The organism is Corynebacterium yonathiae, assembly GCF_027570195.1.
Taxonomy (GTDB): Bacteria; Actinomycetota; Actinomycetes; order Mycobacteriales; family Mycobacteriaceae; genus Corynebacterium; species Corynebacterium yonathiae.
On record NZ_JAKMUZ010000002.1, the window covers coordinates 154,786 to 174,739 of the forward strand.

19 protein-coding genes are annotated in these 19,954 nt (G+C 57.2%); 9 read left to right on the forward strand and 10 right to left on the reverse strand.

The window, feature by feature from the left end; translation table 11 throughout:
- Positions 1-5: 5 nt before the first annotated feature.
- The 7 genes from L8V22_RS01680 to L8V22_RS01710 all read right to left on the reverse strand — a co-directional run bounded on the left by L8V22_RS01680 (position 6) and on the right by L8V22_RS01710 (position 7,781).
- Positions 6-1,019, reverse strand: a complete 1,014-nt coding sequence (locus L8V22_RS01680) for a sigma-70 family RNA polymerase sigma factor (protein WP_238799857.1) — start codon at positions 1,017-1,019, stop codon at positions 6-8.
- A gap of 182 nt (positions 1,020-1,201) precedes the next feature.
- Positions 1,202-1,981 carry a helix-turn-helix transcriptional regulator gene (locus tag L8V22_RS01685; protein WP_238799859.1) on the reverse strand — a complete coding sequence of 260 codons (780 nt, stop codon included), beginning with the start codon at positions 1,979-1,981 and terminating at the stop codon, positions 1,202-1,204.
- Between the two features lie 157 nt (positions 1,982-2,138).
- Positions 2,139-3,512, reverse strand: a complete 1,374-nt coding sequence (locus L8V22_RS01690) for an L-serine ammonia-lyase (protein WP_238799861.1) — start codon at positions 3,510-3,512, stop codon at positions 2,139-2,141.
- 46 nt (positions 3,513-3,558) lie between these two features.
- Entirely contained in the window at positions 3,559-4,974 is a 1,416-nt protein-coding gene (locus tag L8V22_RS01695) for an SLC5/6 family protein (RefSeq protein WP_238799864.1), read from the reverse strand.
- A 358-nt stretch (positions 4,975-5,332) separates the two neighbouring features.
- A complete protein-coding gene (gene dtd / locus L8V22_RS01700; RefSeq protein ID WP_238799866.1) occupies positions 5,333-5,776 on the reverse strand; it encodes a D-aminoacyl-tRNA deacylase in 444 nt (147 codons plus the stop codon).
- A 43-nt stretch (positions 5,777-5,819) separates the two neighbouring features.
- Complete coding sequence (locus tag L8V22_RS01705; RefSeq protein WP_238799869.1) at positions 5,820-7,391, reverse strand: DUF7782 domain-containing protein; 1,572 nt, start codon at positions 7,389-7,391, stop codon at positions 5,820-5,822.
- Positions 7,392-7,406: 15 nt separating this feature from the next.
- On the reverse strand, positions 7,407-7,781 hold the full coding sequence (locus L8V22_RS01710; RefSeq protein WP_238799871.1) for a DUF3099 domain-containing protein: 375 nt from the start codon (positions 7,779-7,781) through the stop codon (positions 7,407-7,409).
- Positions 7,782-7,918: 137 nt separating this feature from the next.
- Here L8V22_RS01710 and L8V22_RS01715 point away from each other — a divergent pair, with 137 nt between their 5' ends.
- Entirely contained in the window at positions 7,919-8,170 is a 252-nt protein-coding gene (locus L8V22_RS01715; protein ID WP_238800067.1) for a DUF3039 domain-containing protein, read from the forward strand.
- A complete protein-coding gene (locus tag L8V22_RS01720) occupies positions 8,167-9,933 on the forward strand; it encodes a DEAD/DEAH box helicase (protein ID WP_238799880.1) in 1,767 nt (588 codons plus the stop codon). The genes L8V22_RS01715 and L8V22_RS01720 overlap by 4 nt, the downstream gene beginning before the upstream one ends.
- A gap of 98 nt (positions 9,934-10,031) precedes the next feature.
- Here L8V22_RS01720 and L8V22_RS01725 read toward each other — a convergent pair whose 3' ends face one another.
- Positions 10,032-11,492 carry an RNA polymerase sigma factor gene (locus tag L8V22_RS01725; RefSeq protein ID WP_238799895.1) on the reverse strand — a complete coding sequence of 487 codons (1,461 nt, stop codon included), beginning with the start codon at positions 11,490-11,492 and terminating at the stop codon, positions 10,032-10,034.
- Between the two features lie 199 nt (positions 11,493-11,691).
- The gene (ppgK, locus tag L8V22_RS01730) at positions 11,692-12,450 is read right to left on the reverse strand and encodes a polyphosphate--glucose phosphotransferase (protein ID WP_238799897.1); all 759 of its coding nucleotides are present in this window, start codon (positions 12,448-12,450) and stop codon (positions 11,692-11,694) included.
- On the opposite strand from ppgK, the gene L8V22_RS01735 reads away from it, so the two are divergent.
- Positions 12,449-13,336 carry an inositol monophosphatase family protein gene (locus tag L8V22_RS01735; protein WP_238799899.1) on the forward strand — a complete coding sequence of 296 codons (888 nt, stop codon included), beginning with the start codon at positions 12,449-12,451 and terminating at the stop codon, positions 13,334-13,336. The genes ppgK and L8V22_RS01735 overlap by 2 nt on opposite strands.
- Positions 13,337-13,447: 111 nt before the next feature.
- Entirely contained in the window at positions 13,448-13,738 is a 291-nt protein-coding gene (locus tag L8V22_RS01740) for a DUF4193 domain-containing protein (protein WP_238799907.1), read from the forward strand.
- 116 nt (positions 13,739-13,854) lie between these two features.
- Here the strand turns inward: L8V22_RS01740 and L8V22_RS01745 are convergent, their stop codons facing one another.
- A complete protein-coding gene (locus L8V22_RS01745; protein WP_238800069.1) occupies positions 13,855-14,313 on the reverse strand; it encodes a DUF3093 domain-containing protein in 459 nt (152 codons plus the stop codon).
- Between the two features lie 142 nt (positions 14,314-14,455).
- Between L8V22_RS01745 and dut the strand changes: the two genes are divergently transcribed.
- The 5 genes from dut (at position 14,456) to dxs (ending at position 19,942) form a co-directional block, all read left to right on the forward strand.
- Positions 14,456-14,929, forward strand: coding sequence for a dUTP diphosphatase (dut, locus tag L8V22_RS01750; protein ID WP_238799909.1), 474 nt, complete (start codon positions 14,456-14,458; stop codon positions 14,927-14,929).
- Positions 14,930-14,975: 46 nt separating this feature from the next.
- The gene (locus L8V22_RS01755) at positions 14,976-15,923 is read left to right on the forward strand and encodes a DUF3710 domain-containing protein (protein ID WP_238799911.1); all 948 of its coding nucleotides are present in this window, start codon (positions 14,976-14,978) and stop codon (positions 15,921-15,923) included.
- 17 nt (positions 15,924-15,940) lie between these two features.
- Positions 15,941-16,663, forward strand: a complete 723-nt coding sequence (locus tag L8V22_RS01760) for a DUF3159 domain-containing protein (protein WP_238799913.1) — start codon at positions 15,941-15,943, stop codon at positions 16,661-16,663.
- Positions 16,656-17,879: a class I SAM-dependent RNA methyltransferase gene (locus tag L8V22_RS01765; protein WP_238799915.1), complete on the forward strand. Its 1,224-nt coding sequence runs from the start codon at positions 16,656-16,658 to the stop codon at positions 17,877-17,879. Before L8V22_RS01760 ends, L8V22_RS01765 begins: the two co-directional genes overlap by 8 nt.
- Positions 17,880-18,016: 137 nt before the next feature.
- Entirely contained in the window at positions 18,017-19,942 is a 1,926-nt protein-coding gene (dxs, locus tag L8V22_RS01770; protein ID WP_238799922.1) for a 1-deoxy-D-xylulose-5-phosphate synthase, read from the forward strand.
- Positions 19,943-19,954 lie beyond the last annotated feature (12 nt).

A 19,954-nucleotide genomic window follows, 5' to 3' on the forward strand; every position in this document is an offset into this window, starting at 1 on the left:
CCGGATTAAAGAGCGTATTCGCGCAGACGATCGGCGCGGTTGCCATCGCGCAGCTTCGCCATAACTTCGCGCTCAATTTGGCGCACACGCTCGCGTGACAGGCCGAAGCGGCGACCAATCTGATCCAAGGTGCGCGGAACACCATCATCGAGGCCGTAACGCAGGCGGATTACGTCTTGTTCGCGCTTTTCCAAAGTGTCAATCACACCGCGAATATCGGAATGGCGCATGGATGCTACGACCGCAGTTTCCGCATCGGTAGCCTCGGCGTCTTCGATGAAGTCACCCAAAGGAGCCTCTTCATCGGTACCTACCGGCATATCGAGAGAGACTGGGTCACGCGACTGGCGCAGCAGCATCTCAATCTTGTTTTCATCAATGCCGGACTCCTCCGAGAGCTCCTCATTGGTAGCCTCGCGGCCCAGAGATTGATACATTTCGCGCTTGATGCGAGACAGCTTATTGACCTGCTCGACCAAGTGAACTGGGAGGCGAATGGTTCGGGACTGGTCAGCCATTCCGCGGGTAATCGCTTGGCGGATCCACCAGGTGGCATACGTGGAGAACTTGAAGCCCTTGGCGTAATCGAACTTCTCCATGGCGCGAATAAGACCGAGATTGCCCTCCTGGATGAGATCTAGCAGCGGCATACCGCGGCCGGTGTAGCGCTTTGCCAGCGAAACCACGAGGCGTAGGTTGGCTTCGAGCAGGTGGGAGCGTGCCTTTTTACCTTCGCGGGCGAGGATTTTCAGGTCGCGCTTTTCTGCACGGGTGAGCTTTTCAGCGTTATTGAGCTTGTACTCCGCGTACAATCCAACTTCGATGGTCTGCGCGAGTTCTACCTCATCTTCCGCGCTGAGCAGTGCGGTCTTGCCGATGCCGTTGAGGTAGACACGTACGAGGTCGGCAGAAGGATTGTCGTTGGTTTGGTTGCGGCGAGATCCGCGATCTACTTCCTGTTCCTCATCAGTAGCGGCACCTGAAGTGCCTTTGGCGGTGGTGGCAGATGTCTTCGTCATAATGAAGCCTCCTGAAATTGTCGCCGGTTTCACAAGGTACAACGGCGTCTTTAATAATTTAGTTCCCGTTGCGGCAAGAATCGCTAAAACGAGACGTTCCCCATGTCACAAGCCCACCTTTTCGGGGGAGATGCGTCATGGGGAACGAAATTGAACCGACGTTGACCAACGCCGTGGAACTATTAGCCGCGCACTTTTACGAGATAGCGGTAAATAGTGGGTTCTGAGACACCGAGGCGCTCTGCTGCGGCCGCAATTCCGCCTTTAAGGAGAAAGAAGCCCGTGTTCTCGAGCTCTGAAACCACTTCGAGGCGTTCATCGCGTTGCATGCGATTAACCGGGGTGCTCTGCTTAGAAATAGCTGAATCCAGCATGGAGTCCACAAGGTTTTCGACGTTGGAGCGAAGTGACTCGCTCACTTCCTCGTCTGATGCCTCTTTTACTGCTGCTTCATTATCTGGAGCCGGGTCTGGCACAGCGACGGGCCGCTGTGGCTGCTCGTCTGCTCCAGGATAGCCGCCGAAAGCCTTGGATTTATCGAATGCGGGATCATCGGCATTGCCGATCAGTGCTGCGGCCGCATCGCGGATGTGCACCAATTCGGATACATCAACATTTATGCACAGCATTCCGCGCATATGTCCGGAATCGTCTCGGATGAAGTAGCTAGAGGAGCGGCAAATCTTGCCTTCCGCATTGACGGCGCGGTAGCCGGTCATCATAGGGATTGCTGCGGCATCGCCCTGTTTCATAAACCATAGAGCGAAGTCGGTCACGGGTCCGCCAAGTTGCCGGCCAGAGATGTGGCCATTTGCGATGGCCATGATCGATTTATCGGGGACGTCGAGATCGTGGAGCACGATTTCGGTGTTGGGGCCCATTGCCTTTCCGAGGAATTCGACGAGGGGAATATACTGCTCGAGGAAATTTTCTTCGGAGGCATGGCCGCTAGGGAAATTCATTAGCTGAAGCATGTCCTTTAATTCCTGTCAGGTTATAGAGAATGTAACACACGGAATCGATTCGATGGAAGGAGGGAACAGTGGCAACTAAGCCGGGTGAGCACAAGCGGCTTAGTGCTGTGCTCACCCGGCTCATCGCTTCTCTACAGGGTGGACTCTATCCACACACCGGGACTGGTGGGTGAACTGCTAGAGCCAAGCCACCTTGTGAGGTCTCCCTGTACTTGGCGTTCATATCCTTACCCGTCTTGTACATGGTCCAGATGACTTCGTCCAAAGAAACGCACGGCTTGCTCTCACGCTCTAGCGCCATGCGGGCACTGGTGATGGAGTCGACCGCAGCAACAGCGTTGCGCTCAATGCAGGGTACCTGAACTTGTCCGAGGACCGGGTCACAGGTCAAGCCAAGCTTGTGTTCCATGCCAATCTCAGCTGCGATGCATACCTGCTCTGGGGTAGCGCCCATGAGCTGGGCGAGTCCGCCGGCAGCCATGGAGCACGCTACACCAACTTCACCCTGGCAGCCGACCTCAGCGCCAGAGATGGAAGCGTTCATCTTGTACAAGGAAGCAATCTGGTTGCAGGCGAAGATGTAATCAGCGAACATCTCCGTGGTAACTGGCTCGACAAACTTGTCGTAGTAAGCCAGAACTGCGGGGACAACGCCGCAGGCACCGTTAGTCGGAGCGGTAACAACGCGGCCGCAGGCTGCATTCTCTTCGGAAATAGCCAATGCGAACATGTTGACCCAGCTGAGGATATTCAGACCATCGTGCGGTTCGGACTGCTCGAGGCGACGCTTAAGGGCAGCGGCGCGACGGGGGACAAGCAGGGAACCAGGCAGCGGACCATCGGTAGAGGAGCCGCGCTTGATGCCGGTGTACATGACATCGCGAACCTTCCGCAGGTGCTCATTGACCTCATCTTCGGAGCACAGTGCCAATTCGTTGGCCAATCCCAGCTCGGGGAGGGTCATATTGTTCTTCTCGCATAGCTCGAGCATTTCTGCAGCGCTGGCGTATGGGAAGGGGATATCAACCTTGACGTCCTTGCGCTTGGCAAAGTCCTCCTGCTTGACGATGAAGCCGCCGCCGACTGAGTAGTAGGTCTTGTGCAGGATGTCCTCTTCGCCAGCGAAGGCGATAAGGCACATGCCGTTCTCGTGCATCGGGAGGTATTCGTCGTGGAAGAAGAAGCCGCCGTCCTTGGGGAATTCTACCTCGCGGGTGCCGCCCAACATGAGCTTTTCGCTGCTGCGGACGTTCTTCATGAATTCGGAGATGCCGTCGATGTCAACGGTCTCTGGCTCCTCACCGGCCAAGCCGAGGAGGATGGCTTTGTCAGTGGAGTGGCCGATACCCGTGAGAGAGAGGGAGCCGTAGACATTTGCCTGAACTCGGGTGACCTTGTCAAAGAGGTCCTTTTCCTTGAGCTCGTCTACGAATGCCTTGCCGGCCTTCATTGGCCCAAGGGTGTGTGAGCTTGAGGGGCCGATACCAATCTTGAACATATCGAAGATGCTGATGAACATTGTTCTTTCCTTGAATCCTCTGCGATTTTCTCGTCTGCGGCGGTGCTTAGAAGGCGTGGACGATGGAGTAGATGATGGTTGCTAGGGCGACAAGGCCCATGAAGAAGACGAAGTAGTTGGAAGCCTTGCCCTTGTAGCGCTGGAGAGCAGGAACCTTGTGGATGGCGACCATTGGGATGATGAAGAGCATGATGGCAATCGTTGGTCCACACAGGGTCTCAATCATGCCCAGGATGGAGGGGTCAGCCCAAGCGACGAGCCAAGCGGTAACCAGCATGAAGATGAGGGTGATGGTGTCGAGCTTGTGAGCAGACTGAGCGTCATCCTTGCTTGCGTTCTTGCTGCTCTTAACGACGAGGCCCTCGAAACCTTCGGCGGCGCCAAGGTAGTGACCCAGGAAGGACTTAGCGACCGCAATCATGGCGATGATGGGGGCAATCCACTGGATGAGCGGGTTGTCGAAGTGGTTAGCCAGGTAGGACAGAATGGTGATGTTTTGTGCCTTAGCTTCTGCCATATCAGCCGGGGAGAGGCTCAGGGCGCAGGAGAAGACGAAGAACATAACCACGACGACCATGAGGATTTCTGCGCGGAGCAAGGTCTTGCGGGACTTGGCTTCTGCGAACTTACCGTAGGTCTGGCGGCGGTCAACGGCGAAGGAGGAAATCATCGGCGAGTGGTTGAAGGAGAAGACCATAACCGGAACCAGGAGCATCAGGGTAACGCCCATGCTGTGGCCAGAGGCTTCGCGAGCAACGTTCAGGTCGAAGGAATCGAAGAGCGCGGTATTCCACTTCGGGATGAGGTAAAGGGAAAGCAGAACCAGGATGCCGATGAACGGGTACACCAGGTAGGACATGACGTGCACTACGACGTCCTTACCCATGCGGACAATCAAGATGAGGCCACCAACGAGCAAGAGAGAGGTAAGCCAACGGTGTGGCGGGGTAACGCCTAGCTGGTGCTCTAGGAAGGAGTTGACGGTGTTGGTGATGGTGACCGAGTAGACCAGCAGGATGGGGTAGACCGACAGGAAGTACAGGATGTTCATGAGAACGCCGGCCTTCTTGCCAAAGTGCTCTTCCACGACGTCCGTAAGGTCACCGTCTGGCTTGGAGCTAGACAGAACCAAGCGGGTCATTCCGCGGTGAGCCCAGTAGGTCATAGGTAGTGCTACAACCGTCATGATGAGCAGTGGAATGATGCCGCCGATACCGGCGTTAATAGGGAGAAAGAGGACGCCGGCGCCGATTGCGGTGCCGAACAGGGAGAGCATCCATACGGTGTCTTCCTTATTCCACTTCGGCGCACCCTTTTGGCCATCGAATGGGGTATCAATGCCGGGCGCTGGTGAAGCTTCCTTTGCAGCAGGTGATGCTTTGGAGGTCTTGAGGTTTTCGGGCATCTCGGCCCCGTTTTCTGGGTGCTGGGCCTCGTTGCGCCGCTTGAGTGAGTGGGACATTTTCTTTCCTACATCTAGTTGGTCGGCCGAAGCGGTGGGGCTTCTGCAACCGTGACTGAGAAAAATTTTCTCACTCAACTTTGCGTTAGTAGGACTTTGAGGAATTATCTCGCATCCCGCGTATCCAGCCCTTTTTGCTTCGCTGTGCCTTCAGTATAGAACAGAACCTCGCAGGGTGATAATAAATTATCGCACTGCAAGTAGGGCATTTATCACTCTCTGAGAATTTGCATTCCGCAGCACTTTATGCCCCGCTCTACACCTAGACCGAAAAATGGCGTATATCACGGAAACGTTTTCAAAAGGGCCTGCTTAACAGGTTTTAATTTTGCAGGTGGAGGAAAATGGGGGACGCGGGCTAGGTCTCAACCAAGACAGTGAAAGGGCCCTCATTTACAGAGGAGACGCGCATTTTAGCCCCGAATTGACCTGTTTCTACTGACACGCCGCGCTCTTTAAGATGCTCAATAATCGCTGTAATGACCGGTTCAGCTTCCGGACCTGGCGCGGCATCTGCCCACGAGGGGCGTCGCCCCTTGGCAGTTCGGCCGTACAAGGTAAATTGGCTGACCACAAGCACTGGCGCTGCGGCATCGATAACTGAGACTTCGCCGTCCAGAATGCGCAGTTCTGCAATTTTGCGCGCCATTTTCTCCGCCCGCGGCCGCCAATTATCCAGATCCTCGCGCGAGACGCCCACGAGAGCGAGGAGTCCGCCGGTAGTGGGGCAATCAATGGCCCCTACGGTTTCTCCATCGACGGTTACTGTAGCTTCCGAAACCCGAGTCAAAACTGCGCGCAAGGCTTATTTCTCCTTATATCTAGCGGATGGGGCAAAGGTGGGACTAGTTAAGGTCCGTTGAACTGGTGTCCAAGAGAAGATCTGCCGGGATAAGCAGACCGTGGCGGACCATATCTATGACGGCGGGAAGGGCAGCGGCGGTAATTTCTTCTTCGTCGAATCCGTGCGCCGCCGCATATAGCCCGATGGTTTCTTCTAGGTTCAGCCCCTGCGGGTTGAGCCCAGCGACAATCGCCGCGATGTGTTCATCTACCTCGTGGCTCCAGCGCGGGCCGTCCGAGCGGGTCAGGCGCAGGGCAGCCCGGGTGAACCCCTGCCGCAAATCTTCATCTGGGGTGCTGATGTCTTCGCGTGCCAAGCCGGGCCGTACCTGGAAGTGCTTTCCCTGCAGTTCGCCCGGTACGAGATCACGCAGCCAGGCCACACGGGCAAAGTATTCTTCAACTTCGGGACCAAGCGGATCGCTAAAGGCCTGCGGCATTTCTTCGGCCAAGATATCTGCAGGTTCATCGTCACCAATGCGTTGGATAGCCACGAAACCAAAACCAATGCCATTTACTTCGTGGTCCTGGAAATGCTCGAGCCAGGCGCGGGAGCGCTCTTGCCCCTCAGAGGAGCGAACATCGAGGGATTCATCTTCGAGCCAGGTGGATACATAGAGTGCGGGATCTGCCACGTCACGCTGAATGATCCAGGCAGCGATCCCCTTATCCGGCAACCAGGAAGCAACGCGTTGCTGCCATGTTTCGCCGCTGGTGTGCACCCAGGCAGCCAGAAGGTGGGCGGTTCCGCCGGGGGTTAGGTGTTCGGTGGCTTGTGAGACAACCAATTCGCTTGCACCGTCGAGGTTCAACCCGGAATCGCGGTAGACGTGGCCGACCTCAGGCAGACCTACAACAAATGGTGGGTTAGCCACGAGGCGGTCGAAGCGGCGGCCAGCTACAGGTTCGAACCACGAGCCTTGTAGAAGTTCCACCTTGTCGCCCTGACCCGCGGCCGCAATGGTGGCCGTGGCCAAATCCAATGCCCGCTCATGTACGTCAGTCGCGGTGATTTTTTCTGCACAATCGATTTGCCCCAGCAATTGGACACCCGAGCCGGTTCCCAAATCGAGAAGGCTGCCGACTGGGCTTACTGGCGTGGACTGCAACAAAGAGAGACTGGCCGCGCCTACCCCAAGCACGTGGTCAGGGCCAGGTACGTGTTCCACTAGGGATGCATCAACGTCGGAGAAGATGAGCCGGTTAGCGCCCACTATATTGTGGGGGCGGATGTCGAGGGCAATGTAGGCCTTGCCGTGGGCGTCGGCAAGCGCGACGTTGGCATCCAGCAATTGGGTTGCTAGACGCGCTCCTACGGCCTCACCCAAAAGCGTGGCTGGCAGGTGCTCGTGCAGGAGGAAAAAGCGGATCAACAAGTCCATCTGAGATTCGCTGTTCGCAGATAGCGCCACAGGTGCCGGTTCGCCGCGGAACAAGGCTTCGGTAACTTCCGGCCCTAGGTGGCCGGCCACGCCATCGGTAGTAAAACCGGCAGTGGTAAAGACATCTGAAAGTTCTGGGGCCAGCTTGGCTAGTGCCGCGGCATTGAAATCGGGTCCAAAAGCAGTCGTCATATGGGCAGGCTTCCTTTACTCTTCTTCGTGGTCGATGATGTCGTGTTTGGCCTCAATCGGCCGAGCCGTGCCGCTGGAGACCTGTGGTGGGTGTGTCTGGCCATAAAGCTGCCGATTCATGGCCGGCTTGTACACGTTCTTTTCGCGCTTGTCTTTCTTTTCTCCCCGGCCGTTGCCAATTACCACGGCGATCCATGGGAGGGGAAAGGTCACGCCCACCACGATGGCGGCCAGTAGCCACCAATGCATATAGAGGAAAACGCCTGCTATGAGCAAGGAAGGAACGCGCAAGAACTGGAAGATTCCGTACTGAATTTCGCGGCGCTTGCGATCCTGGCCAGGCGTGAGCTTGGCATCTGTGATGAGGTAGCGCTCTTTTTTGCCAAACAACCTAGACCCAGCTCCCCTCGTGTGAAGCGGAGATCCCTCGATAAGGGGAGAGGGGTGCAGCGGCTAGCATGCATGACGTGTACATGTTCTCCAAGGGTAGACGCATGACTCGCAAAGTTCGATGCCGATGCGGCAAAATGGAGCACGTGACTACGACTACGAAGACAATTGAACGGCCAGATATTCGTGAAGACACTTCGACGACGGATAATGACACGCCGAAGTTCTTCCATTACGTCAAAAAGGATCACATCCTCGATTCCGCAGTGAACGGCAAATACGTCGTTGCGCTGTGTGGCGAGACCTTCCCGGTGACCAAGCAGGCAAAGCCGGGTTCTCCGGTATGCCCCGATTGTGAGCGCGTTTATAAGGGTCTGCGCCGCAAGTGAGGACCTTTAAGAAGACGAACCTCCGCGCCTGGCAGCAATCCGCGCTCGATAAATTCCTCGCCACTAAACCGCAGGATTTTATGGCGGTGGCGACCCCAGGCGCCGGAAAAACCACCTTCGCGCTGCGCATTGCCACCGAGCTCATGGAAGACCGCACGGTCGAGCGCGTCATTGTGGTCGTGCCGACCGAGCACCTCAAAACTCAGTGGTCTAGCGCTGCCGCCCGGGTAGGTCTGGCTTTGGATCCCGCGTTTAGCAATTCCTCCGCGGTCAATCCTTCGATGGATGGCATCGTGGTGACCTATGCACAGGTAGGAATGCACCCCTTTAAACACCGCGCGGTGGCTTCTGCTCGGCGCACGTTGGTGATCCTGGATGAGATTCACCACGCCGGTGATGCCAAGAGCTGGGGCGATGGTGTCAAGGAAGCCTACGACGATGTCAACCATCGCTTGGCGCTTACCGGTACGCCTTTCCGCTCCGATGATTCGCCAATTCCATTCGTCCAGTACGTCGACGATGGGGAGGGCCACAAGGTCTCTCGCTCGGACCACACTTATGGCTATGGCGATGCGCTTGCCGACGGCGTCGTGCGCCCCGTTGTCTTCCTTTCTTACTCCGGCGAGGCCCGCTGGCGGGATTCGGCTGGCGAGGAACATGCCGCCCGCCTGGGCGACATTATGAATGCGGAGCAAACCGCCCGTGCCTGGCGCACCGCGTTGGACCCCAAGGGCGAGTGGATTCCTGCTGTGCTGCAGGCAGCGCATACCCGTTTGATGCAAATGCGGCGCAATATGCCGGATGCCGGCGGACTCGTGCTGGCATCGGATACGACAACCGCACGCGCGTATGCCAAGATCCTCAAGCAACTTTCCAATACGCCGGTGTCGGTGATTTTGTCTGATGACCCCGGTTCCTCAGACCGCATCCAGGAATTTTCTGAGTCCACCGATGAGTGGATGGTGGCGGTGCGCATGGTATCTGAGGGCGTGGACGTCCCGCGCTTGGCGGTAGGCGTTTATGCGACGTCCGCCTCGACCCCGCTGTTTTTCGCCCAGGCCATCGGCCGCTTCGTGCGCTCTCGCATGCCGGGCGAAACCGCTTCCGTTTTCCTTCCTTCGGTGCCTGTCTTGCTGGGCTTGGCAGAAAATATGGAAAAGTCCCGCGATCACGTGTTGGGTGAGGAAAAGCCGGACAAGGAAGGCTGGGACGATGAACTGCTAGAGCAGGCGAATCAGAAGAAGACCGAACCGGACATGCTGGAGAAGTCTTATGAGTCGCTAGGCGCCGAGGCTGAATTCTCCGGACTGCTCTATAACGGTTCCCAGTTCAACACTGGGGACATGACTACCGATGAAGAAGCCGACTTCCTTGGTATTCCCGGGCTGCTCGATGCGGACCAAGTCAAGGACTTGCTGCGCAAGAAGCAATCCGAGGAAATGGACCGTCGCGAGGCGGAGGAAAAGGCGCGGCGCGCGGCTGAGGCCGAGGAAGCTCACCGTCGCAAGCTTTATGGCATGGACTATGCGCCGGCCTCGCGGAAGAAGGCTGTGGAGGCGGAGTCAAGCGATACCGGGGTCGTCGATGAGCTAGGTCAGCTGCGCAAGGAACTTAACACGGTAGTATCCATCGCCGCCCAGCGCTCCGGACGCCCGCATGGTGCTATCCATACCGAGGTCCGCAAGGCCTGTGGCGGCCCGCCCACCGCGCTGTGCAATGCCGACCAGCTACGCGAGCGCATCGAATACCTGCGCAAGTGGTAGCTCGCAAGTGGTAGCTCGAGTAACTTTGCCGTTGAGGAGCTAGAAATTAAGCCCGCACCGAAATGGTGCGGGCTCTATTTCTCGTGCGGTTGCAGTGATTAGTCGAGGTAATCGCGCAGAACCTGAGAACGAGACGGGTGGCGCAGCTTCGACATGGTCTTGGACTCGATCTGGCGAATGCGCTCGCGGGTAACCCCGTAGACTTGACCGATCTCGTCTAAAGTGCGCGGCATGCCGTCGGTCAGGCCGAAGCGCAGACGAACCACACCAGCTTCTCGCTCGGATAGGGTAGTCAGCACGTCTTGGAGCTGATCTTGCAGCAAGGTAAAGGATACGGCGTCGACCGCAATGACAGCCTCGGAGTCCTCGATGAAGTCGCCCAACTGCGAATCGCCTTCGTCACCGATGGTCTGATCCAAGGAAATGGGCTCGCGGGCGTACTGCTGGATTTCGAGCACCTTTTCCTCGGTGATATCCATCTCCTTTGCCAGCTCTTGCGGGGTGGGCTCGCGGCCCAGGTCCTGCAGAAGCTCGCGCTGGATGCGGCCCAGCTTGTTGATGACTTCCACCATGTGCACCGGGATGCGGATGGTACGGGCCTGGTCTGCCATAGCGCGGGTAATGGCCTGGCGGATCCACCAGGTGGCGTAGGTAGAGAACTTATAGCCCTTGGTGTAGTCGAATTTCTCTACGGCGCGGATGAGACCCAAGTTGCCTTCCTGAATGAGGTCCAAGAAAGCCATGCCGCGGCCGGTGTAGCGCTTAGCCAAGGAAACCACCAGGCGCAGGTTGGCCTCCAGCAGGTGGTTTTTGGCCTTGCGGCCATCGCGAGCGATGCTGCGCAGGTCGCGCTTTTCCATAGGGGAGAGCTTGGCAGCCTTATCGCCTTCGGCGCGGGCTTTTTCCATCTCATCCATGCGGTGCTGCGCGTACAGGCCGGCCTCAATGCGCTTGGCTAGGGAAACCTCCTGCTCGGCGTTGAGGAGGGCCACCTTACCAATCTGCTTGAGGTAGGCGCGTACGGAGTCAGCAGAAGCGGTTAGTTGGGCATCCTTGCGCGCCTGGCGCAGCGCCGCGGATTCTTCCTCATCCCAGACGGAGGAGGAGTCTTCCTCTTCTTCCTCATCGTCTTCGTCCAAGTCCTCTTCGAGGTCATCGTCCTCGAGGTCTTCACCGGCTTCGAAGTCATCATCATCTTCGATATCCGCATTGGTGGGATCGAAGTCGACGTTCTCGTCGCGCTCGTCCTCCTCGAGCTCGTCATCTACCTCCGGCTGTGCCTGCTTCTCGGACTCTGCCGGGGACTCCTGCTTTTTCGCCGCGGATTTCCGGACCGTCTTCTTGGTGGCCTTCTTGGCAGACTTCTTAGTGGTCTTCTTGGCCGACTTTTTAGTGGTCTTCTTGGCTGTTTTCTTAGCGGTCTTTTTCGCCGTCTTCTTAGCCGTCTTTTTCGCAGTTTTCTTTGCCGTCTTCTTGGCGGTCTTCTTTGCAGGAGTAGATGCCTCAGCGGCGTTTTCGCCCTCGCCGAGTGCCTGGTCTGAAGATTCAGTGGCTGCCACGTACGCCCTTTCGACTTGCTTTTTGATTGAAACAGCTCAGTGCGCCCTTGTCGGGCGCTCGTGCATCAATGTGATGTTAACGCGTTGTGGTCTTATGCAGGCCAGACGCGCCCTAGAGCTATTTAACTTAGGATCGACCGCCCAGTATAGAGGATCTTTCCTTTCTGCCGGTGGATAGGGTCACCCACAGGGTGCGCATTTACGGTTTCAAACCGTTTACTGCCGCCATTGCGGCGCCGACAATTCCTGCGCGATTGCGCAGTTGTGCAGGCATAACAGGGGTATCAATGTCAAGGTGGGGTCCCCATTTTTCAAACTTGCGCGAGATTCCACCCCCGATGAGGAAAGCCTGCGGGTTGAACAGCTTTTCATATTCCGCAAGAACCTTGTTGAGACGCTTTGTCCATTGTTTGTATTTGAGGTCTTCGCGGTCCTTTACGGCCGAAGACGCAAGCTTTTCAGCTTCATCGTCGCCCACGATCATGTGTCCCAGTTCAGTATTAGGAAAAAGTTGGCCATCTAAAAAGAAAGCCGAGCCGATGCCGGTGCCGAGCGTTAGGAAGATAACGGAGCCTTGCTTGGCGATGCCCTCTCCGTAGGCAACCTCTGCTAGGCCCGCCGCGTCGGCGTCGTTTAGCACAGCAAAATCTGCATCTAAGTAGTCGGCAAATAGCTCTGTGGTCTTGACCCCAATCCAGTCCTTGGAAATATTCGCAGCGGTCTCGACTTCTTGATTGCGAACCACGGAAGGCAGGGTGATGCCGACGGGACCGTCCCACTGCTTTTCCCGCACGATTTGAGCTACTACCTTGGCGACATCATGCGGCGTAGATGGCTGGGGGGTGGCGATTTTCATACGCTCGCCCACGAACTCGCCGGTGGCAAGGTCCACCTCAGCGCCTTTAATGCCGGAACCGCCGATATCGATGCCAAAGGAATGGCCAGAAAGTGTAGTCATGCCCGACAGTCTAGAAGAAGGCACAATAGTTGGCATGACTGAGCAGATCGATTTTCTCCAATTGCGAGATTTTGCCGTCTCTACTGCCAAGCGCGCAGCCGAATTGATTACCTCGCGGCGCGCAGAACTTGTAGCCGGTGATGGTATCGCGGCGCATACCCAGACCAAGTCCAGCAACGTCGACCCGGTAACGGAAGTCGATACCGCTGCAGAGGATTTCATCGCCACCACCATTCGCACCGCACGTCCAGGGGATGGAATTTTTGGGGAAGAAGGCTCCAATGTGGACTCCACCAGCGGTGTTACCTGGATTGTGGATCCGATTGATGGCACTGTGAATTTCCTCTACGGAGTGCCAGACTTTGCAGTTTCCATCGGTGCGGAATATCAGGGGCGCCTAGTAGCTGGCGCGGTGGTCAACGTGGCACGTGGGCGCACTTATGCAGCCGCGGCCGGACAAGGGGCCACGGTTACCGGTCCAGACGAAAAGCCCCACCTGCTTCGCTGTGGCCAAACATCAGATCCCGCGTTGGCCTTGGTAGCTACCGGCTTCGGCTACGGTTCCCAAAGAAGGGCAGCGCAAGCACAACTGCTTACTAAACTTTTGCTCGAAGTGCGTGATATCCGCCGTATTGGCGCTGCCGCGTTGGACTTGTGCCGCGTGGCTGAGGGCACTGTCGACGCTTACTTTGAGCACGGTATTAATGCCTGGGATTTTGCCGCCGGGGCAATTATTGCCCGCGAGGCAGGTGCGGTGGTGCACCATCCTGGCTTTGATAAAGGTTCCGCTCAAGGTGAGCTCACATGGGCTGCGGGGGCAGATTTGGCCCCCGCCTTTGAAAAGCTTTTAGCAGCACACGGCGCTACGGGCGCGTTGCGGGGGTAAAAGTTTCTCGCGCCGGCGAGCGGTGAGATGACATCTAGCCATTTGTGCTTTACTATGCGCGATCGATAAAACCCATTCCTTAAAGCAACTTGACCATAAGGGGCGTGCATTATGGCCACCGATTATGACGCACCGCGCCGCCGCGCGGAAGATGAACTCGAAACTGATTCCTTAGAAGGACTCAAAGCCGCGGAGAGCGACAACAACGGCATGGATGATGACGGAGAAATTGTCGAAGCCTTCCAGCCGCCATCGGTCGATCTCACCGGTGAGGAACTTAATGTTGAGGTAGTACCTCGTCAGGAAAACGAGTTCACCTGCGCATCTTGTTTCCTTGTGCAGTCCAATAAGCGCTACTCCCACGATGAGGACGGCCAGCCTATCTGTAAGGATTGTGCCTAAAAGGGACACTTGGCAGATACTAAACCCCGCACTCGGCAAAAGTTTTTAAAGCCGAATGCGGGGTTTGTTTTCGCCATCAAAATTACGGTGGCGCTAGGCCATTAAGTCGTTGCGAACTAGTGCTGGTCCGGGACGAAGGCGTGGAGCAAAGCTTCCGGATCCTTTGAGGCGATGAGCCAATAAGGAGTATCGTCCTCAGGATCATTGAGCACCATCATGGCGTGTTCATCCACCCAAGCGTGGGAAACCAGGAACGCTGCGGGATCTAACTGCGGGCCCAGCGCATTGCGTCGCGCAGACTTAGGGACGGTAATAGACCGCGAGACCACATCATTGGGCAGTTGGGCATCTTTGACTGTGAGCCAACGCGTACCATCTGGGTCGCGCTCTACCTTGACAACTGTATTGGACCACGTAATTAGTACCCAGACGGCGATAGCGCCAAGCAATACCGCGGGAATAACAATCCACCACACGGAGCGGTTAAGGCCGGCAGTAGCGGAAGTAAGTGCCACGATGGCGGCTGCGAAAAGCCAAAAGTACCAAGGGACCCACTGGCGTTCGTGGTAGAGCACCTGAGGGGCCTCCGTGCCCTGTGCCGAAGCGGCGCTCGAGGGTGTCGGAGTTGCGGAAGTAGCAGATGAATCAGACACGTCTAGTCAGTCTAGTCCACAGGGGGCGCAGAATGAACCTCCCAAGGCAGGTAGGATTGGCCAAGTGACTGACTCGTTTCCACATTCTCGACCAGAAAGCCCGTTTGGGGACATTAAAGTAAAGCGTTTGGATAAGGAGCTTCCCCTACCGCACCGTGCCCACCGCGGCGATGCAGGTGCGGACCTCTACGCGGCAGAAACGCTGACCCTGCAACCCGGTGAGCGCGCTCTCGTCGGCACGGGGATCGCAATTGCGCTGCCGCTAGGAACAGTCGGTTTGATTCATCCACGTTCCGGCCTCGCCGCTAAGCAGGGGCTGTCCGTTGTCAATACCCCGGGAACTGTGGATGCGGACTACCGCGGGGAGATCAAGGTGTGCCTTATCAACCATGACCGGCATACCCCAATCGAAATCGAGCGCGGTATGCGTATCGCCCAGCTCGTGGTTCAGCGCGTAGAGCTGGTTGGTTTTGCTGAGGTTGAAGAATTGGATGACACCGTCCGCGGAGCCGGCGGCTATGGCTCCACCGGTGTGTAGCTAAAGCGATAGAGACTCCACGAAGCTTTTAGGAAGGACGAAAACCATGGGAATTTGGCCCTTTGGAAAGAAGAACAAAGAAGAAAAGAAGACCCAGGACATGCCTGCGGCAGATAACGAAGAGCCGTCAGCCCCAAAGTCTGCTGGCAAGGAAGCACAGGACTCTTATGCTCCGGTAGAAGATACCGCAGCAGATGCAGCGGCGGCCTCTGGTAATCAGCCTCGAGAATTCGCCCATGATGCCATTAACGGCCAGACTGGCCCCTTCGATGGCGATTCCGTAGATATTGAGACCTTTGACTTCAGCGATTTTTCCATTGGCGTATTGGATCTGGGCTCCCTGCGCATTCCACTTCCTAAGGAATCCCAGGTGCAGGTGGAAATGGGCGAGCAAGGCCCACGGATGCTGCACATCGTGACCAAGGTAGGACGAATTACTCCGGTAGCCTTCGCCGCTCCACGTAAGCCAGGTCAGTGGGCAGAATCCGTGGAGGAAATCAAGGAAGGCATGAGCCGCGATGGGCTTAATGTTGCTACCGAACCGGGCCCTTGGGGCGCTGAGGTCGTAGGCAAAAATGACAACGGTCAGGTACGTGTCATTGGGGCTGATGGTCCTCGCTGGATGCTGCGCATGACCCTAGCAGCACCGTCTGGTATGGAAGCTGAACTAGCAGAACTGGCCCGTGAGGTAGCTGCGCGTACCTTCGTCTACCGCGGCGAAGATCCCATCTTGGCGGGAAATGCGTTGCCGGTCATCATGCCCGAGCAACTCGTGGAGCAAGTAAAGAAGGCCATGGACCAGCGTCAGCAGGAACAGCAGGCAGCTGCTAATGCCCAAAACCACCCCGAAAACAATGTGGGCGGCCCAGACCCTGCCGCAGAAGCAGAGACGGAACAACACCTGCGCGATTTGGGCGGCACCCCACAGGAGGGTGAGAATGGATCGTCCCCGCGGAATCCCGATGAGGGCTCTGCACCTGATAGTCAGAACTAAACAAAGCAGTAAACCACGTGACACACTCTTCCTCGCCGCAATCCTTGCCGGACGCTAAGACTCTTGAGTCTGATGAGGCTCAGTCTGAACCGACTTTGTTAGAACAGATGGGTGGCTTTTCCGGACTCGTTTCGGCCACCTTGCCGGTAATTGTGCTGATTCCTGTCAATAATTTCTTCGGGCTGGGGCCAGCCTTGGCAGCTGCGCTAGGCGTGGCCGTCATCATCGCTATCTGGCGGGTGGTCCGTAAAGAGACCCTGCAGCCGGCCATATCGGGTCTACTGGGAGTGGCTCTGTGTGCAGCCATTGCTTGGTTTACCGGTGATGCAAAGGGCTATTTCTTGTACGGCATCTGGATGTCGTTGGCGCTGTGCATTGCCGCGGTATTATCAATCCTTTTCCGGTGGCCTGCAGTGGGCGTTATCTGGAAGGGGATTAACGGCGAGGAAATGCTGTGGCAAAAGATCCCACAGGCGCGCCGGGCTTATGCCATAGCTACCGGCGGATGGGCGGTAATTTTTCTCGCTCGCTTTGTAGTTCAGCGCGCCATCTATGATGCCGATGCAACCACAGCTTTGGGCGTGACCAGGATCTTGATGGGGTGGCCATTGACCCTTCTGATCACTGCGCTCACCGTGTGGATGGTGCGCCGCGCGGATGCTGCCGTTGAAGCGGCCACGCCAGCAAGAGAGGGTACCCACGCAGAACCACAACAGGAGTCTGAGGCAGAAAATGACTGAATCTACGATTAGTCGTGGCGATATTCTTGAGGTCACCATCGACCGCATGGCGCACGGTGGCGAAGGCATCGGCCAGGCCCCCGATGGGCGCGTAGTTTTCGTTCCGCGCGCATTTCCAGGCGATGTCGTTAAGGCTACGGCTGGCCGCGTAAAAAAGTCGTTTATTAAGGCGGACCTAGAAGGCGTAATTGCCCCGGGACCTGTGCGCGTACCATCATCGTGCCCAGCTGCCGCACAAGGAGCAGGTTGCTGCGATTTTGCAGAGCTAGATCCAGCCGCCGAAACCGGCATCAAGGCAGCGATCTTATCGGAGCAATTGCGCCGCACAGGTGTAGTAACCGGTGAGGGGCTGGAAATTGAACAAAACACCCTTGAACCGGTGAGGGGATGGCGCACTCGGGTGCGGTGGGGCGTCGACCAGCAAGGGCGAGCTGGAACCCGTGAGCGTCGCTCAAATGAGCTCATAACAGGGGCCGCCTGCACGCAGCTAGCACCGGGGTTGGCTGAAGGCCTTGTCGGAGAAGGTGCTCGTCGCTTTACCCCAGGCGCAGAGGTCATTGCCGTTTTCGATGGTGAGGGAAATCGCCACGTAGTAGAAACCCGCAAAGCCCCGCGCGGTCGCCGCGTGGAAACTATCCGCGAGGTGGTTGAAGGAAACGGCAAGGTGCAAGAATACGTAGGCGGGCGGGAGTTTAGGTTTCCCGCCACCGCCTTTTGGCAGGCGCATAGGAACGCGCCGGCGGTGTATACCCAGCTGGTAGCGGACTGGCTCGGCGGCCGCGACTACCAGGAGCACACAGCTTGGGATCTCTACGGTGGCGTGGGCCTTTTTGTTCCGGCACTGGCCACTGCGGTGCATGGCAAGGTCATTTCCGTGGATTATTCGCCAGCAGCAACCGCGGGAGAGCAGCCGGGCCTTGCGGAATTTGATGTGGAAGTAAAGTCCGCGAAGGTGGAGCAAGTCGCTGAGCAACTTCCTAAGCCTGGCGCTGTAGTCCTAGATCCCCCACGCACTGGCGCGGGAGAGGACGTGATCCGCTCCGTGGCTGCTGCCGCACCCCAGGCAGTCATTCACGTGGGATGTGACCCTGCCACCTTCGCCCGCGATTTGGGATACTGGGATCGGTTCGGATACGAAATCGAAAAGATGGCGCTAATCAACGCATTTCCCGGAACACACCATTTCGAAACGATTGCGCTCATTACGCCCGCCTAGTGTGCCGCATGGGCGCCCGGCTGTAGCTGGGGGCGAAGCCGCGCTGTCCCAGAACTACGACCGATATAATAATTACCAACCGGCGCGGGTACGGTAGAAAAGAAGAACTAAGCACAGAAGGAGTTGAAGGCCGCTCCATGACTATCTTGGATACCATTAACTCGCCGCAGAACCTCAAGGCACTGTCTGCAGACAAGCTTGAGGAGCTTGCGGCAGAGATTCGGCAGCGCCTCATTGAAAAAGTGTCCGTCACGGGCGGACATTTGGGGCCCAATTTGGGAGTGGTGGAGCTAACCATCGCGTTGCATCGCGTATTTGATTCTCCGCGCGAGCCCATCATTTTTGACACCTCGCACCAGTCCTACGTGCATAAGATGCTGACTGGCCGCACGGATCAGTTCGATACGTTGCGGCAAAAGGACGGCCTTTCCGGCTATACGGACCGCGGCGAGTCCGAGCATGACTGGACCGAATCCTCCCACGCTTCGGCGTCGCTGTCGACGGTGGACGGCTTGTCTAAGGCTTTAAAGATTCGCGGCGATGGTCACCGCAATGTCATTGGTGTGGTCGGCGATGGTGCTCTCACCGGCGGCATGTGCTGGGAAGCGCTGAATAATATTTCCGAGGACAAGGACCGCAATGCGGTCATCGTAGTCAACGACAACGGTCGCAGTTATTCGCCCACCATCGGAGGTATCTCTGAAAATCTCGGTCGCATCCGCTCACAGCATGGCTACGACGAGCTGATGGAGCAGGGCAAGCGCCGCCTGAAGCAAATGGGTTGGGTCGGTGAGCGAGCCTTTGATGCTCTCCATGCTATGAAGGAGGGAGTCAAGTCCACGGTCTTGCCCACCGAGATGTTCCCGGAACTGGGCATGAAATATATCGGACCCATCAACGGTCATGATATCGATAGCTTGGTCCACGCCCTGACTTATGCCCGCGATTATGAGGGGCCCATCATCGTGCATGTGGTTACTGAGAAGGGACACGGCTTTGCCCCGGCCGTCAATGAGCCAAAGGATCAGATGCACTCCACCGGTGCTATCGATCCGGTCACCGGTGTGGCTAAGGGCACCAAGCAGCCTGGCTGGACGGCGGCCTTTTCGGAAGAGCTTTTGGCCGCTGCCGAAAAGCGCGAAGATATTGTAGCCATTACCGCTGCTATGGCAGGTCCTACTGGGCTTTCGCCGTTCCAAGAGCGCTTCCCAGAGCGTTTCTTTGATGTAGGCATCGCTGAGCAGCACGCCATGACCTCTGCTTCTGGTTTGGCGCTTGGAGGCATGCATCCCGTCGTGGCAGTGTATTCCACCTTTTTAAATCGCGCCGTGGATCAGGTCATTATGGATATTGCGCTGCTGAAGCTGCCAGTAACCATCGTGCTCGACCGATCCGGGGTTACCGGTTCCGATGGAGCATCGCACAACGGCGTGTGGGATATGGCTCTCATGAGCATCGTACCGGGCATGCATATTGCTGCCCCGCGCGATGGTGCGCGCCTGCGCGAGCTCTTCCGCGAGTCACTAGAGATCGACTCCGGCCCGTCTGTAGTCCGTTTCCCCAAGGGTAATCTGCTACCGGATATGGAAGCAGTGGATACCTTGGGCGATGGCGTAGACATCCTCCACTACGGCGAGGCCGATGCTGGTGAGGACACCCCTGAGGTGCTTATTATCTCCATCGGTGCGATGTCCGCACGCAGCATCGAGGCAGCAAAGCTGCTGGGAGAGCAGGGTATTAACGTCACCGTTATCGACCCGCGCTGGGTTGCACCGGTAGCAAGTTCCGTTGTGGCCCTCGCCGCCGACCACGATCTGGTGGTTACGGCAGAAGATGGCTTGATTCGCGGCGGCATTGGCTCCATGATTTCGGAGGCCCTCGGTGCAGCTGAAGTAGATACGCCCGTGCGCCGGCTCGGCGTACCGGGGTACTTCCCCAAGCACGGTTCCCGTGGCGAGGTGCTGGAGGAGTTCGGTCTGACTCCGGAGCTCATGGCGGCGTCGATTAGCGAGTGGCTGGAAAACCTCACCGCAGATGCCAATGCGCTAGGAGAAGAAAACTAAACCTAGCGGGGA